The sequence below is a fragment of the Brachyspira hampsonii genome (genome assembly GCF_001746205.1).
Classification (GTDB): domain Bacteria; phylum Spirochaetota; class Brachyspiria; order Brachyspirales; family Brachyspiraceae; genus Brachyspira; species Brachyspira hampsonii_B.
In genome coordinates, this window is sequence record NZ_MDCO01000014.1 from 38,255 (window position 1) to 53,548 (window position 15,294).

General features: G+C 28.4%; 16 protein-coding genes and 1 pseudogene. 10 read left to right on the plus strand and 7 right to left on the minus strand.

Translation table 11 applies throughout. The features are described from left to right. Nucleotides 1-37 precede the first annotated feature (37 nt). On the minus strand, nt 38-1,156 hold the full coding sequence (locus BFL38_RS13550) for a DegT/DnrJ/EryC1/StrS family aminotransferase (protein ID WP_069727539.1): 1,119 nt from the start codon (nt 1,154-1,156) through the stop codon (nt 38-40). Between the two features lie 216 nt (nt 1,157-1,372). On the opposite strand from BFL38_RS13550, the gene BFL38_RS13555 reads away from it, so the two are divergent. Continuing rightward, nucleotides 1,373-1,813, plus strand: a complete 441-nt coding sequence (locus BFL38_RS13555) for an ATP-binding protein (RefSeq protein ID WP_069727540.1) — start codon at nt 1,373-1,375, stop codon at nt 1,811-1,813. Nucleotides 1,814-2,070: 257 nt separating this feature from the next. Here the strand turns inward: BFL38_RS13555 and BFL38_RS13560 are convergent, their stop codons facing one another. Together BFL38_RS13560 and BFL38_RS13565 are read right to left on the minus strand one after the other, a co-directional pair. Then, nucleotides 2,071-3,621 carry an ATP-binding protein gene (locus BFL38_RS13560; RefSeq protein ID WP_069727541.1) on the minus strand — a complete coding sequence of 517 codons (1,551 nt, stop codon included), beginning with the start codon at nt 3,619-3,621 and terminating at the stop codon, nt 2,071-2,073. Between the two features lie 119 nt (nt 3,622-3,740). Continuing rightward, nucleotides 3,741-4,220: an ATP-binding protein gene (locus BFL38_RS13565; protein WP_069727542.1), complete on the minus strand. Its 480-nt coding sequence runs from the start codon at nt 4,218-4,220 to the stop codon at nt 3,741-3,743. Between the two features lie 181 nt (nt 4,221-4,401). Here BFL38_RS13565 and rpmH point away from each other — a divergent pair, with 181 nt between their 5' ends. From rpmH to jag, 5 genes are all read left to right on the plus strand, one after another. Continuing rightward, the gene (gene rpmH, locus BFL38_RS13570; protein ID WP_008723263.1) at nt 4,402-4,545 is read left to right on the plus strand and encodes a 50S ribosomal protein L34; all 144 of its coding nucleotides are present in this window, start codon (nt 4,402-4,404) and stop codon (nt 4,543-4,545) included. Nucleotides 4,546-4,601: 56 nt separating this feature from the next. Then, nucleotides 4,602-4,955: a ribonuclease P protein component gene (gene rnpA, locus BFL38_RS13575; protein WP_069727543.1), complete on the plus strand. Its 354-nt coding sequence runs from the start codon at nt 4,602-4,604 to the stop codon at nt 4,953-4,955. Next, a complete protein-coding gene (gene yidD, locus BFL38_RS13580; RefSeq protein ID WP_069727544.1) occupies nt 4,952-5,161 on the plus strand; it encodes a membrane protein insertion efficiency factor YidD in 210 nt (69 codons plus the stop codon). Before rnpA ends, yidD begins: the two co-directional genes overlap by 4 nt. An 88-nt stretch (nt 5,162-5,249) precedes the next feature. After that, a complete protein-coding gene (gene yidC, locus BFL38_RS13585; RefSeq protein WP_069727545.1) occupies nt 5,250-7,124 on the plus strand; it encodes a membrane protein insertase YidC in 1,875 nt (624 codons plus the stop codon). 59 nt (nt 7,125-7,183) lie between these two features. Next, nucleotides 7,184-7,888: an RNA-binding cell elongation regulator Jag/EloR gene (gene jag / locus BFL38_RS13590; protein WP_069727546.1), complete on the plus strand. Its 705-nt coding sequence runs from the start codon at nt 7,184-7,186 to the stop codon at nt 7,886-7,888. Nucleotides 7,889-8,329: 441 nt separating this feature from the next. On the opposite strand, the gene galE is transcribed toward jag, so the two are convergent. From galE to eno, 3 genes and pseudogenes are all read right to left on the minus strand, one after another. After that, nucleotides 8,330-9,322: a UDP-glucose 4-epimerase GalE gene (gene galE / locus BFL38_RS13595; protein ID WP_069727547.1), complete on the minus strand. Its 993-nt coding sequence runs from the start codon at nt 9,320-9,322 to the stop codon at nt 8,330-8,332. Nucleotides 9,323-9,836: 514 nt separating this feature from the next. After that, nucleotides 9,837-10,136: pseudogene (locus BFL38_RS13600) on the minus strand (glycoside hydrolase family 19 protein); the annotation flags it as partial. 330 nt (nt 10,137-10,466) lie between these two features. Beyond that, the gene (gene eno / locus BFL38_RS13605; RefSeq protein ID WP_069727548.1) at nt 10,467-11,762 is read right to left on the minus strand and encodes a phosphopyruvate hydratase; all 1,296 of its coding nucleotides are present in this window, start codon (nt 11,760-11,762) and stop codon (nt 10,467-10,469) included. 390 nt (nt 11,763-12,152) lie between these two features. On the opposite strand from eno, the gene BFL38_RS15625 reads away from it, so the two are divergent. The 4 genes from BFL38_RS15625 to kdsB all read left to right on the plus strand — a co-directional run bounded on the left by BFL38_RS15625 (nt 12,153) and on the right by kdsB (nt 14,078). Continuing rightward, entirely contained in the window at nt 12,153-12,278 is a 126-nt protein-coding gene (locus BFL38_RS15625) for a hypothetical protein (RefSeq protein ID WP_256097278.1), read from the plus strand. 67 nt (nt 12,279-12,345) lie between these two features. After that, nucleotides 12,346-12,732, plus strand: coding sequence for a hypothetical protein (locus BFL38_RS13610; RefSeq protein ID WP_069727549.1), 387 nt, complete (start codon nt 12,346-12,348; stop codon nt 12,730-12,732). A 53-nt stretch (nt 12,733-12,785) separates the two neighbouring features. Beyond that, entirely contained in the window at nt 12,786-13,271 is a 486-nt protein-coding gene (locus tag BFL38_RS13615; protein ID WP_069727550.1) for a PTS sugar transporter subunit IIA, read from the plus strand. A gap of 36 nt (nt 13,272-13,307) precedes the next feature. Next, nucleotides 13,308-14,078: a 3-deoxy-manno-octulosonate cytidylyltransferase gene (kdsB, locus tag BFL38_RS13620; protein ID WP_069727551.1), complete on the plus strand. Its 771-nt coding sequence runs from the start codon at nt 13,308-13,310 to the stop codon at nt 14,076-14,078. 391 nt (nt 14,079-14,469) lie between these two features. Here kdsB and gpmA read toward each other — a convergent pair whose 3' ends face one another. Further along, nucleotides 14,470-15,216, minus strand: a complete 747-nt coding sequence (gene gpmA, locus BFL38_RS13630) for a 2,3-diphosphoglycerate-dependent phosphoglycerate mutase (RefSeq protein WP_020003703.1) — start codon at nt 15,214-15,216, stop codon at nt 14,470-14,472. Between the last annotated feature and the right edge of the window lie 78 nt (nt 15,217-15,294).

The following is a 15,294-nucleotide window of genomic DNA, read 5'->3' on the forward strand; positions in this document are numbered from 1 at the left end:
GCAAGTGCCTAAGCACCTGCTTTTATATAATTATGATTTATTTACCAACTACTTTTTTTATAGCCTCTATAACTATATCCTGCTCCTCTTTAAGAATATCATTATCTATAGGCAAAGCTATATTATGTTTGGAAGCATATTCAGATACAGGCATATCACCTTCTTTGTATCCTAATTTTTTTACTAAAATAGGGGCTAAATGTATAGGGTGCGGATAGTAAAGTGCAGTAGGAACTCCTAATTCACTTAATTTTGTTCTTACTTCATCTCTGTTCTTTTCTACCTGTATAACATACTGTGCATGAACACTTTGAGTATATTCTGCTATTTCAGGTACTTTTACAATACCTTTTAGCTGTTCATTATAATATTTAGCAGCATTTCTTCTATATGTCATATCCTCTTCAAAGCCCTTAAATTTCTCAAGTAAAATTCCAGCCTGCAAATTATCAAGTCTTCCTGTAGTACCCAATTTAACATGTATCATACCGCCTTCATCGCCATGATGACGAAGCTGTTTGAGATTTTTATATAACTCTTCATTATCAGTAAATACCATTCCGCCGTCTCCGAAACAGCCCAAAGGCTTAGCTGGGAAAAATGATGTTACAGCAATATCGCCTAATTTTCCAGAGCATGATTTTATATTTTTGTAGCTTGCTCCAAATGACTGACAGGCATCTTCTATTACAAAAATATTATTCTTTTTAGCAATATCAAGTATAACATCATAATCAGCACATTGACCGAATAAATTTACAGGTATAATAGCTGCTGTATTTTTGTTTATTAAACTTTCTAATTTTTTTACATCCATATTAAAATATTCATCAATATCGCATACCCTTACTTTCATACCTAAAAATGAAGGAGCTTCAGCAGTAGAAAAGAATGTCATAGCAGGTACTATTACCTCTTTTTGAGAATGATCTTCCCCTGCATTAAATCCCAATGCTAAAAGAGCAAGAACCAAACCAACATGCCCAGATGAAACTCCTACAGCATATTTTGCCCCTGTATAATTTGCTAATTCTTTCTCTAAAGTATCTAATTCTTCTCCGAATACAAACTGACTTCTCTCTATGATAGAAGATATTCTTTTGTCAATAGCTTCTTTTCTTTTTTCATATCCTCTGTAAAGATTCATATATTTCATAAAAAGTCCTTTATATAAAATTGAAATTAAATATAAAATTTATATAAATTGTATTCAAATTATAATTATTGTCAATAGATTTATTAAAAAAATATTATTAATAGTAATATTTTTAAAATATGCCATGAAAATTCTTGAAATCCATATTTTATTTTACTATACTATAGAGTAATTGGATAATAAACTGATAATAATAAGAACAAGCGGAAATTGATTATGAATATGTATGTTAAGGATTGTCCCAAGCGAACAGAAAAAATATTATTTATGAAAAGAATACAAAGCGATAAATCATTAATACCCAAAATTTCTAAAGATTTTTTGGATATGCTTCATTCAAACGGCATAGAACAATGTGATGCACTGCAGATAGCATTTGAAGAAGCCCTTACTAATGCCATAATCCATGGAAATAAAAATAATCATGATAAAAATGTATATCTAAGTATTAATATAGATGATGAGAAAATAGAAATTATAATAGAAGACGAAGGCGAAGGATTTGATTATATTTCGGCTATGATAGAACTTACAGAATCTCAGGATAATATTTATAAAGACAGCGGAAGAGGGATATTTCTCATTTCTTTATATACAGATGATTTTTATTTTGAAGACAGCGGAAGAAAGATAGTGATAATTAAAAACAGAAATTGATTAATCTAGTTATAAAATTTCAAACTAACGCACGGTGAACGGCACTTTTTATTATAATTAAATTTGAATTTCAATATCATTAATATTTTTAGTTTAGCTTATCGTGCGTTGATTGTAATAATTTTTTAAAATTAGCTTGGGCGGGTGCTATATTTTTTAATAAGATAATAAAGAAATGTAAATTTATATTTCTTATCAGATTAAAAAATTAAAAGGGCGGGGTATGTAATTAGATTATAAATTTAGTATTATATAATCTAATTTCCGCTAGGAATGCCAAAAGGTATTCTTAGTTTTACTATTGTACCAGCACCTTCTGAGCTGTCTATATTTATAGTTCCCTGCATAGTATCAAGCAAATCTTTTACAACGGATAATCCAATTCCCATTCCGCCGTACTCTCTTTCAAATCTTGAATCAGCCTGATAAAATGGTATGAATACTTTTTTTAATTTGCTTGGTTTTATTCCCTTTCCTGTATCCTTTACTATTATCTCAATTTCATTTGGTATTATATTTTTCATAGTATGATAATTAAATAAGTCAGGCGAAAAATCAAGCTCTTTTTTTTCTATAGTATCTAAAGTTCTTACATTTATAGATATAGTTCCGGATTTTGTAAATTTGAAGGCATTTGATATTATTCCTTCCATAATAAGTCTGAATCTTCCTTGATATCCTATTAATGTTATGCAGTTTTTTTCTACATTTATATCTATATTAATATTTTTTGGGTAAATAAATTTATAGCCTTCTATAATAATATTAAGTTCTTCTTCAATATTAAATTCTGATACATATTTTGAACTTTCATCATCTTTCAATGCTATTTGTATAAGATTGTTATTAGTATCATAAAGTTTTTTAATGCTTCTTGAGACTATATTAAAGAACTCTTCTCTTTTTTCTTCTGGCATATTATTTTTTTTAAGAAGATTAATATATCCCATAATTTCTGTAAACGGATGTCTTAATTCATGAGAAACAGTAGCTTTGAATTCTCTTATCAATCTATTGTAATGTTCAGCACTTTTTTTTAGAGAATTTATTTCATTTAATAGGGACTGAAGCCTTTTTTGAAGTATTAAATTATGATTCTTTTGATGTTCATATAATATTGAAAAATAAAGTCTATGAAGTCCTATTTCAGTGCCTGCATTTTTTATTACACCTTCTTTGCACCATCTCATAGCCTTATCAAATGGTACAAAAAAAGATTCTATAGTTTCTTCCATAACAGAACCGTCAGTTTTAATTTCTTTTACCGGAGTTAATCCTGTTATATCACATGTGGCAATATTAATTCTTTCTGTAATAATGCCTGAAGAACTATAATATCTATGTCCTAATACATTTATCTTTTTTAAATCTACATTGTATCCTGTTTCTTCTTCAAGCTCTCTTTTAGCACATTTTTTTATTCCCTGATTAGGATTCTTTTCATTGATTTCATCTTCCTCAAGCATGCCAGCAGGGAACTCTAAGAAATTCATAATATATTCATCAATTTCTTCAGGGTTTTTTCCTGTCATCACTTTCTCCCTATAATAAACTACCGGTCTGAAAGTGCTTATCATAAGAACCTGTATTTGATTGTCTATATAAGTGTATGGAACTATAATAACCGCATCTCTTCCTTTTCTATTTATTATATCGCAGTTATATTCCCTAGAAAAAGTTCCATCATCATATTCATTTATAGCCATAAACCTCTCTAAATTAACAAATCCTGTATCTAGGTGTATAGGCGGAGATTTACGAAAATATTTTGTATTTTTTACTTTTTTTGTTTTTTTATCATTAGGCATAAATTAAATCTCTTTAAAAATTATTTTGTTGCATCAATAATAAACCAGCATGAAATTGCATTATAATAGTTATTATTATATGCTTTTTTATTTTATAAATAGTTTATTTTGTAAAAAAGTTACTCTTTTTTTATTATTTTTATTAATGTTATGACATTGCCTTTTTTATTGAATTTTACTTCATCAAAATATGATTTAATCATCATAATTCCCCTTCCGCTTTCACGGGCAAATCCGTCATTATTTATTTTTTTTGCTTCCTGTTTTGGTTTAAATCCAAGTCCCTGATCTTTAACAGCAATAATAATATTATCATCTTCTATTTGCAATGTTATTTCTACATGTGTGTTTTTAGCTTTATCAGTTTTTAGAAGTTCTTTTAATTTTTTATGGTAAACATTCTTTTTAAGCCAATTTTTTTTAGTTTCATATAAGATATTAAGATTCCCATGCTCAATAGCATTCATAATCACTTCATATAATGCAGCAGCAAATAAATCCATTTCATTATTTGGTATGTATTTTTTAACTTCAGCAGACAAATTTTCTATTAATGGAGTAATGTCTTCTAATTTATTCTCAAGTAAATACTTTTTCATAATATTTATTATATCATTAAATAATATAATATCAAATTTATAAATTATAGTAGTTTTTTTGAAAGAAGTTTATGTACTTGACAAAACTAAAATCGTATAGTATAATACTTCCGTATATTTGTATGAATTTTTTTTATGTGAAAATGATTAATAAAGAAATATAATCTTTAAGGAGACATATATGAAACGAACTTATCAGCCAAGTAAGCTGCGTCGTGCTAGAAAATTCGGATTTTTTAAACGTATGGCAACTAAACATGGACGAGATGTCTTAAAACGCAGAAGAAGAAAAGGCAGATATCGCTTAACTGCAGCAGATGAGTAAAATATCAGGCAATTATTAAGCAGTACTTATTGGAAAATAGTTACAGGAAATACTAATTGAAATTATATAATAAAGAGCGTTTAAAGCACAGAAGTGATATATCAGCTTTTTTCAATAATAGCCGCAGTGTTAAAAGAATTTATAATTCTAAATATACTGTGCTCTTGTTAGAAAATAATCGCTCCTATTCTAGGTTTGCTGTAGCTATAAAAAGAAATAAAACTAATTCCGTAGGCAGAAATAGAGCTAAGAGGATTGTTAGAGAAATATATAGAACTCAAAAAGATAAAATTCCTGCTGGGTATGATTATTTTATTATAGTTAATAGGTTTGATAATTATAAGCTGCCTTCATTTGATGATTATAAAAGAGACTTATTAAAATTATTTCAGAAGGTTTTACATATATGAAAAATATTATTTTATTTTTGATTTTTTTGTATCAGAAAGCTATTTCCCCTTATTTAAGACCTTCCTGCAGATATATACCTTCATGTTCTGAATATGCTAAACAGGCTGTCATTAAGCATGGACCTATAAAGGGTAGTTTTCTTGCAATTGCCAGAGTACTGAGATGTAACCCTCTAGCAAAAAAAATATATGATCCTGTGCCATAGTATTTTTATATGCTGGACCATCTTCCTTTTTTAATTGCTTAAAGAATTCTTGTTTGTATATAATTGATTTAAGGAGCTTAAACATTTTATGAGCAATAATAAAAGAATGGTTATAGCTATTGGACTTTCCGCTATAATAATGTTTCTATACATGTTCTATCAGGCGAAAACTATGAAGCCTGTTTATAACTCTAATGTAGGCACAAATTCAAATGCTGTCGGTAATAGCAATAATACAGATTCTGTAAATGTTCTATTAAATACTGATCAAATGCAGAAAATAGAAAAGATAGAAAATACAAATACAGTAATTAATAATAATGAAAAAGTACTTGAAAATGAGTATGTTATAGCAACTTTTAAAAATGGTTCTTTGTATTCTTATAAATTAAAAAATTATTATCCGCAGGATTTAGGAGCAGATGCTACCAATGAAATTATTGATATGGTGGAGCAGGTTTATGAGGGTATTTATCCTTTTACCGTAACATTTCAAAATCTATCCAATTCCATAGCAATACCTGAAAATTTGGATTATCAATTAGAAGAAGAAGGCACTGATAAAGTTTCATATTCGGCTAATGCTATTATTGATAATACAAAAGTGAAAATAACAAAAACTTTTGCTTTTGGAGAGGATCCTTATCAGCTGCAAAACTCTGTTAGCATAGAAAATATAGATGAGAAAGATCTCTCTTTATTCTATTCATATTTCTTAGCTACAGGTATAGGTCCCTACAGAACAGATAAAAATGCTGTAAGAGAAGATGCTACTAAAGCACAGTATTTGATAAAAGGAAATGGTAAATCTAAAATACTATTAACAGGAGATATAGTAAAGGATAATATATTCTCAAGGTTATTTGGTTCTTCTTCAAGAGGAATAAAAACTAATCAAATGAGATACAGTGTATATGAAGGCCAGGATAAATGGGTGGCTTTAAATAATAGGTATTTTGCTATTATTTCTTCGCCTGCACAGTCTAATAATACAGTTTTTGAAACTATGACTTTTTCTAAACCTTCAACTAATGAATATAGAAATGATTTTCATTTGGCAAATTTAGTTTCTAAACACAGTATTAAAAGCGGTGATTCGGTAACTGATACTTATTCTGTATTTATGGGACCAAAAATAAGAAGTATATTTTCAAAATATTATTTAGAAGAGTCTTATGAATCTATATTTCAGGAATCTTTCTTAGGTATTAATTTAAGACCTTTAACATATATATTAGATGTTATGCTTAATGCTTTATATAATATTACCAAAAATTATGCTTGGGCTATATTATTATTTACACTGTTATTTAAAATAATAACATTCCCTTTAAATAATGCCTCTTATAAATCTATGAAGAAAATGCAGCTTGTTAATCCTAAAATAGAGCGTATAAGGGAACAATACAAAGATAATCCTGATAAATTAAATGCTGAGATAATGGCTATTTATAAGAAAGAGAAGATTAACCCCTTAGGCGGATGTCTTCCTATGCTTCTTCCATTCCCATTATTAATAGCATTCTTCTATCTCATGCAGTCTATGGTTGAACTTAGAAATACGCCTTTTTTGTGGATAACAGACTTATCTTCTCCGGATAAATTATTTGTATTTCCGGCAGGTATGCCAATATTAGGAGGATTCAATTTTAATTTATTTCCTATAGTAATGGCAATAACTAGTTATTTGAGTATGAAACTTCAGCCTTCATCTTCAGCTGCAGGAGGCGGATCTGCTGCTGCTCAGATGAAAATGATGACAACTATCTTTCCGCTTATGATGCTGCTTATGTTCTATAATTTTGCCAGCGGACTTGCTTTATATTGGACTGCACAAAATGTATTTGGAGTAATACAGCAATTTATAACATCAAAATTGGATAAATCTAGTACAAGTGAGGTTATTGAAGAAGAAGAAAATAAAACATATTCAAAAAAGAAAAAAAAGAAAAAAAGTAAATAGTTTTTAGCAAATTAAAAGTAATATTAAGATATTACTTTTCATATAGAAAGGAGGATACTATGTTAGTAAAAGAGTTTAGTGGCAAATCAGAAAAGGATGCCGTTAGTAAGGCATTAGAAGAACTTAATCTTACAGAAGATCAGGTTAGAATTGAGGTAATAGATAAGGGGAAACGAACATTGTTAGGTTTTGGAGAGGAATCTCCTACTATTATAAGAGTTTATTATGAGGAAATTTCTACGAATTTGGGTGAATTTCAATCTATAGTATCTAATATATTAAAGTATATGGGAGTTGAGGCTGAAGTTACTGCTAAAGAAGAGAGTGAAAAAAGAATTTATATTAATATTTCTACGGAGGATTCTGGAGTTTTAATAGGTAAAAAAGGTGCTACATTAGAGGCTTTACAGTTCATAATATCATTAATAGCTTCTAAGAAATTTAATGATGATGCTGAAAGACATATTATATTAGATGTTGATGGATACAGAGAAAGACGAGAAGAAACACTAAAACATATAGCTCGTCAAGCGGCTCAGCAGGCCAAAAAGACTAGAAGAGTTGTAGCTTTAGATCCTATGTCGCCTTATGAGAGAAGAATTATACACTTAGAATTACAAAATGATAATGATGTTGAAACTAAGAGTGATGGTGAGCCTCCATACAGAAGTGTTAAAGTATATTCAAAAAGAAAAGGCGGTTATAATAATAAGAGATATAATGACAGAGGCGGTTATAATAAACCATATTACAGAAACAGATAATCTTATATTATTTTAACGGGGCTTTAAAAGCCCCGTATTTTTTATTATATTAAAATTTTATTCTCATTCCCCGCCCACTATGCTTTGCAATTAATTTACAAACTTTTGTTTTCATTTCCTTTATAGCTATAATCTAAAAAGCATTCCCGCCCTAGCTTATTTAAAATATACAGCTTAAAAAACGCACGGTTAGCTATTCTAAACATATAAATTAATTAATCATTCAAATTTAGATTATATAATAAAAATCTTTTCACCGTGCGTTGAGATAAGCAGCAAATTTAATAAAAGCTTGGGTGGGTTGTGATTTTTTAATTTTAGCTTAAAAAGAAAAAATAATTAATATTTGTAATGAAAACAGTAAATATATAGGGCGGGGAATAAAATTAAGCTGTATAAAAAAGGGACTTAATTTAAGCCCCTTTGTTTTTCACATAAATATTATCTGTCATTATATCCGTTGGGGTGATTCTTATGCCAATTCCATGCGGTTTGTACTATAGTTTCCAATGAGTCTATAGTAGGTGTCCAGCCTAAAACTTCTTTTGCTCTTTTACTGCTTGCTATAAGTTCTGATGAATCTCCTGCTCTTCTAGGGCAAACTTCGGCAGGTATAGGATGCCCTGTTACTTTTCTAGCTACTTCAATAACTTCTTTTACGCTGAATCCATTTCCATTACCTAAATTGCATGAAACACTTTTACCACCGTTCTTTAAGTAATTCATAGCAGCAATATGTGCTAAAGCTAAATCGCATACATGTATATAATCTCTTAGGCAAGTTCCATCAGGAGTAGGGTAGTCATCACCGAATATTTTTATTGAATCTCTTTTTCCAAGAGGTACTTGAAGTATCAATGGTATTAAATGTGATTCAGGTTTATGATCTTCGCCAATATGTCCATCTGGGTGAGCACCTGAAGCATTAAAATATCTTAAAGCTACATAGTTAAAATCATAAGCTTTACTATACCAAGATAGTATTTTTTCTAATGCCAATTTACTATCGCCGTAGGGATTAGTAGGTTCTTTTCTGCAGTCCTCTTCTAAAGGTATTTTTTCAGGCTCTCCGTAAACAGCAGCTGTAGAAGAGAATATGAAATTCTTTACTTTTGCTTTAAGCATAGCATTAAGAAGATTAATTGAATTAGATACATTATTATAATAATATTTAGCTGGATTTTGTACACTTTCACCAACTTCTATATAAGCACATAAATGCATAACAGAATCTATATTATGACTCTTAAAAATTTTATCAAGTAAATCACTATCTCCTATATTTCCATGATAAAAATTTTTGCAGTCTTTAATAGCATCTTTATGTCCATATTCTAATGAATCTATTATAACAGTTTCGATATTCTGATTTAAAAGTTCATTAACTACATGTGAGCCTATATATCCAGCTCCTCCGCATACTAAAACAGCCATGTTAATACTCCAAATTAAAAGTTTTATTTATTATATAACTAAAGTATAATTAAATTATAAAAAAAGTCAAAGAATTATTGTTATAAAAATAAAATGTCAATATTTGATTTGTAATTAATATTATACTTGTTTCAAAACTGATTTTATTTAATAATTGTGAAGTAGACAGTCTTTGATGTAGGCAAGGCATTTAACTTGGGCAGTACACCTTGCTATGTGTGTTTTCGGCAGGAAAGATTGCATATTTATATATTAAAATATACAACATATAAAACATCTTTTATAATTTATAAATCATGAAAATTTTATATACAATCTTGTCAAGTAGTTTTTAAACAAGTCCATTATAAATTTAAATAAATGTTGGGTGGTTTTAAAAATAAATCAAAGAAGTAAAATTTTATTTGAGTTGTATTATAAGGAAAAAAATTATATCAGCTTTTTTACCGATGCTAAAGCAGACTTTGTCAAGCTGCAAAAAGACAAATTTATATTATCATATCATAAATATTTCTAATCTACCGCCGTAAACAAAATCTCCTATAGCCTTAGAACCCTTAGAGCATAACTCTTTAGCTTTCTCCAAACTTCCAACTCTTTTTTTGAATACTTCAAAAAGTCTTTCAGGTTTATAATTAAAACTCTCTTCAAGCCTTTTATAATTATTGCTCTCGTGTGTAGTCTGAGCCAAAAACATTGCTGTTTCGTTCTTAGACGCCTGTCCGCCTTCAGTGTCTGTAATATCACATTTATCAAAACCTTTATTCAAAGGATCTAACCATTTTTCATCAATTCCTATTTTTGTTATGTTTATGACTTCWTTAACGCACGCAGAATAGATTTTAAAATATTGCAAAAATTGTACTATTAATCGTTTTATACTTTTTGCTTCGTCCAGCGTGCGCGAATGGATAAACAAAAAGACAGTAACAATATCTTGTTACTGCATATTATTATTTCATAACATTATAAAATGCTTTTTATTATTGCTAATAAAAATTATTTGCTTTAAAGCTCTTCCAGAGGCAAATAATTTTTATCTTTATATACAAAATATAAAAAAAGAGGTGATAACAAAATATCATTATCACCCCATTATATTAGCTTTAAAGCTAAATTATTATTTAATGCTTAATCAATATTATTATTTTATAACATTATAAAATGCTTTTTTACCTAAGTAAATAGCTCTGCTGCCTAATTCTTCTTCAATTCTTAATAATTGATTGTATTTAGCAATCCTATCACTTCTTGAAGCCGAACCTGTTTTGATTTGACCTGCATTAGTAGCTACTACTATATCAGCAATAGTAGAATCTTCTGTTTCACCAGATCTGTGAGAAACTACAGCAGTATAGTTATGAGTTTTAGCAAGTTCAATAGAATCTAAAGTTTCAGTTAAAGTACCGATTTGATTAACTTTAATCAAAATAGAATTAGCAACACCTTTGTCTAAACCCATTTGAAGTCTTTTTACATTAGTAACAAACAAATCATCACCTACTAACTGAACTTTACCGCCTAATTTTTCAGTTAATATTTTCCATCCGTCCCAATCATCTTCAGCAACACCGTCTTCTATAGATATAATTGGATATTTGCTGCATAAATTAACATAGAAATCAACCATTTCAGCAGGAGTTAATTCTCTGTTGTCAGATTTATGGAATACATATTTTTTCTTATCTTTGTTATAGAATTCGCTTGAAGCAGGGTCCATAGCTATCATTATATCATCACCTGGTTTGTATCCTGCTTTTTCAATAGCCTGCATAATTACTTGAAGAGGCTCTTCATTATCTTTAAGAGTAGGGGCAAATCCGCCTTCATCACCAACAGTAGTGCTTAAACCTCTGTCATGAAGTATATTTTTTAAGTTATGGAATACTTCAGCTACATAGCGTATTCCTTCTTTGAAAGTAGGAGCACCAACAGGCATAACCATATATTCTTGGAAGTCGATTGGAGCTGATGAGTGAGCACCTCCGTTTAAGATATTAGCCATAGGAACAGGTAAAGTTTTAGCGTTAGTACCGCCAATATATCTGTATAAAGGCATACCTAATTCTTCAGCAGCAGCTTTTGCTACAGCAAGTGAAACACCTAATATAGCATTAGCACCTAATTTACCTTTATTTTCTGTGCCGTCAAGTTCGATCATAGTTCTGTCTATTTCAACCTGATCTAAAGCATCCATACCTATTAAATCATTGCAAATAATTTCATTAACATTTTCTACGGCTTTTTGAACACCTTTACCCATATATCTTGATTTATCGCCGTCTCTTAATTCTACTGCCTCATGTTCTCCTGTAGAAGCTCCTGATGGAACTGCAGCTCTTCCCATAACGCCGCTGTCTAAGTAAACATCTACTTCTACTGTAGGGTTTCCTCTTGAATCTAATATTTCTCTAGCTACTATATCATCTATTAAAGACATATTAAAACTCCTTATAAATTATAATTCTTATATATAATATAACATAACTTATAAATTTCAAGTGAAAAAAACGAACATATAAAAAATATATTTTATATTATTTTTTATAATTTGATTTGTTTTATACCTTGGCAGTGTTTATACGAAAAGAAATTTTATATATATATCTATTTGCATTATTATTTATAAAATTTTAGTATTTGTCAATTATAGGAACAATGTTTTACATATTGTACAAGCTATTATTTTAATATATAAATATGAGTCCTCTGCCTACGATATCATAGGAGCACTTCGTCAATATGGAAAGCATTACAAAAGAAGTGATGGTATTATGAAGTATGCAGCTGTATAATTAGCTAGACAAAACATTAATAAATAAAATTAGTTTTGAAGAAGTATATTATAATAAAAAATCAAATCACAGATATTTACGGTGAAAAATACATACTTCCTTTGAATAATTCTAAAAATGCTTGGTTTTATAAATTATTAGATGAGGGTACAAATTTATAATATTATATGAAATTATAAGTTGACATATTATAAAATAAAATGTAATATTATAATAAGGATTTATATTATGCCAAAATACCTTTTGCCAGAAGAAGAACTTTCAAGAGCATCTGATTGGATAAGTAATTTTTTGATGCGGGAAGGCTATCATGCTGATTATACTATAGAAAGTTTATTAGAAATAGATAAATTTTTTAAAGAAAAAATCAATTTGGTATTGGAAAGAGATGATAATAGGAATTTTATATTTTCTATAAGTGCCTATATAGGCGAAGTTATAAGAAAAAAGTTTAATGGTCATTGGGATTTGTCAAGGGATATAGATCTAGATGATGAAACTATAGGAATTAGTTTCAAGAATTATAAAACTATATATCCGCTTAATATCACATTAGAAATAATACAAAAAAAATATACTATGAAGCAATATTTAAAAGATAATTTTGGAATTTAATATAAACTTTTTATATTAAATTATTATATTATATACAATGAAGGTTTGATTATATGATTTCATTAAGTGATGTTGAAAAATACATAAAGAATTCTTATGTCATTTTAGATTTAAAAGCAAATAATAAAGACGAAGCTATCAGTGAAATGCTGATATATTCAGAGGCTAATGGTCTTAGAATAAATATAGCACAAATAATAGAGTCTATGTATAAAAAAGAAGATATTATAAGCAGCGGTTTGGGGTATGGTGTTGCTTTTCCGCATGTAAGAACAAATCAAGTTGAAGATAATGATATAATATTTGCAATATCGAAAAAAGGATTAAACTACTCGGCACTTGATAAAAAACCGGTTCATTTGCTCACAATGTTTTTAACTAATAAAAACAGCAATGAAAAGTATTTAGGTCTTCTATCTCTATTTACAAAAATCTCAAGAATGAGTATGTATCCTGTTGTATTATCAGAATCAAAAACTATAGAAGAATTTAAGGAAAAATTTATAAATATATCCAAAGAAATGCTTAATTCTAAATAAAAAATAAGAAAAATAAATATATTGGAGTTAAATAAAATGCCTAAAATCACAGCAATAATACCTGCCAGATATGATTCAACTAGATTTCCAAAAAAATTAACTTATGAATTACTTGGTAAACCAATAATAATAGCGGTATATGATAATGTTAAAGCCGCTGAAAAAATAGATGACTGCATTGTGGCAACTGACTCTAAAGAAATAATGGATATATGTGAAAAAAATAATGCTAAGGCAGTAATGACTTCATCAGAACATACTTCAGGAACTTCAAGAATTATAGAAGTTGCTAAAAAAATTGAAAGCGATATTATTATTAATGTACAAGGTGATGAGCCTTTAATAGATGAATCGGTACTTAACCCTTTAATAGATGCCTTTGAAGATGAAAATGTTGATATTGCCACTTTAAAAACAAAGATAGAAGATAATAGCCCTTTAATAAAAGATGAGAATGCGGTTAAAGTTGTTACGGATATAAATAATTATGCAATGTATTTTTCTAGGGCTTCCATACCTCATAAAAGATTTGATCAGAATATAAATACTGAATACTATAAACATATAGGTGTTTATGCTTTTAGAAGAGATGTTCTATTAAAAATAGAAAATTTAAAAGAATGCCGATATGAGGTAATAGAAAAACTTGAACAATTAAGATGGCTTTATAATGGAATGAAAATAAAAGTTTTAGAAACCAACAAATTTATTCATGGTATAGATACAAAAGAAGATTTAGAATTAGTTCAGAATTACTTGAGAAATTTTGCTCAAAGCGAATTAAATAATGAAAATTTATATAAGTAATTATTAATCACGACAAAAAATGTCATCATTAAAATGTATTATTCTTAAATACAATTTTTTAAGGATTTAATATGCTTGAAATTATCTTTATAGTATCAGCTGTAAGTTTATTTTTATTTACAGACTTTGAAAAAATTTTAATTACTATATTAGATACAGTCTTTGAAATTATTAAGAGTGTATTGATTATTATGTTTTTAGTGAAACGATTTTTAGTAATAAATATAATCCGATTTCTATATGATATTTTTATTGAGCCTATAATTTATATTTTTGGCTTTCTAAATAAAAAAAATAATTAAAATAAAATACAATTAATAAAAAAGGAAGTCTTTTAATAATTAAAGACTTCCTTTTCTATTTTTAAGCAAATAAAAAAACTATATATTTCTTATTTTTTCTTACCTTGATTAGCTACTGCTTCCATAGCTTTTTTAACTGCCTCAGGATCTCCTAAATACTGTTTATTAACTGCTTTGAAATTATCATCAAGCTCATAAACCAAAGGCATTCCTGTAGGTATATTAAGTTCAGTAATATCGGCATCAGATATATTATCTAAATATTTTACTAATGCTCTTAAGCTGTTTCCATGTGCTGCTATAATGATTTTTTTACCTGCTTTAATATCAGGAAGTATAACATTTTCCCAGAAAGGTACTACTCTTGCAACTGTATCTTTTAAGCATTCAGTTAAAGGAAGCTCTTTTTCTGATAAGTTTTTATAACGAGGATCATGTCCGGGATATCTTTCATCATCTTTAGTTAAAGCTGGAGGAGGAGTATCATAGCTTCTTCTCCAAATTTTTACTTGATCTTCTCCGTATTTTTCAGCTGTCTGTGATTTGTTTAGTCCTTGTAAAGCTCCGTAATGTCTTTCATTTAACTGCCAGCACTTCTCTACAGGTATCCATAAAAGTCCCATTTCTTCTAATACTAAATTTAAAGTTTTTATAGCACGTGTTAAAGTAGAAGTATATGCTTTATCAAAAGTGAAGCCTGCTTTTTTAAGTTCTACACCGCCTGCTTTAGCTTCTTCTATACCTTTTTCAGACAAAGTAACATCTGCCCAGCCTGTAAACAGATTTTCTTTGTTCCAAACACTCTCACCATGACGAATTAAAACAACTTTTGTCATTTTATAACTCCTTATAATGATATTGAATCTATTATATACTAAAATTATAAAAAAGTTAAACAAAAATATATTGTTTTA

What these genes read in the sequence shown, in the direction of transcription:
- kdsB (WP_069727551.1), top strand. Translation starts at nt 13,308, where the DNA reads ATGCCTAAAATCACAGCAATAATACCTGCCAGATATGATTCAACTAGA.
- BFL38_RS13560 (WP_069727541.1), bottom strand. Translation starts at nt 3,621, where the DNA reads ATGCCTAATGATAAAAAAACAAAAAAAGTAAAAAATACAAAATATTTT.
- BFL38_RS13555 (WP_069727540.1), top strand. Translation starts at nt 1,373, where the DNA reads ATGAATATGTATGTTAAGGATTGTCCCAAGCGAACAGAAAAAATATTA.
- rpmH (WP_008723263.1), top strand. Translation starts at nt 4,402, where the DNA reads ATGAAACGAACTTATCAGCCAAGTAAGCTGCGTCGTGCTAGAAAATTC.
- yidD (WP_069727544.1), top strand. Translation starts at nt 4,952, where the DNA reads ATGAAAAATATTATTTTATTTTTGATTTTTTTGTATCAGAAAGCTATT.
- BFL38_RS13550 (WP_069727539.1), bottom strand. Translation starts at nt 1,156, where the DNA reads ATGAAATATATGAATCTTTACAGAGGATATGAAAAAAGAAAAGAAGCT.
- BFL38_RS13610 (WP_069727549.1), top strand. Translation starts at nt 12,346, where the DNA reads ATGCCAAAATACCTTTTGCCAGAAGAAGAACTTTCAAGAGCATCTGAT.
- BFL38_RS13615 (WP_069727550.1), top strand. Translation starts at nt 12,786, where the DNA reads ATGATTTCATTAAGTGATGTTGAAAAATACATAAAGAATTCTTATGTC.
- yidC (WP_069727545.1), top strand. Translation starts at nt 5,250, where the DNA reads ATGAGCAATAATAAAAGAATGGTTATAGCTATTGGACTTTCCGCTATA.
- galE (WP_069727547.1), bottom strand. Translation starts at nt 9,322, where the DNA reads ATGGCTGTTTTAGTATGCGGAGGAGCTGGATATATAGGCTCACATGTA.
- gpmA (WP_020003703.1), bottom strand. Translation starts at nt 15,216, where the DNA reads ATGACAAAAGTTGTTTTAATTCGTCATGGTGAGAGTGTTTGGAACAAA.
- eno (WP_069727548.1), bottom strand. Translation starts at nt 11,762, where the DNA reads ATGTCTTTAATAGATGATATAGTAGCTAGAGAAATATTAGATTCAAGA.
- jag (WP_069727546.1), top strand. Translation starts at nt 7,184, where the DNA reads ATGTTAGTAAAAGAGTTTAGTGGCAAATCAGAAAAGGATGCCGTTAGT.
- BFL38_RS13565 (WP_069727542.1), bottom strand. Translation starts at nt 4,220, where the DNA reads ATGAAAAAGTATTTACTTGAGAATAAATTAGAAGACATTACTCCATTA.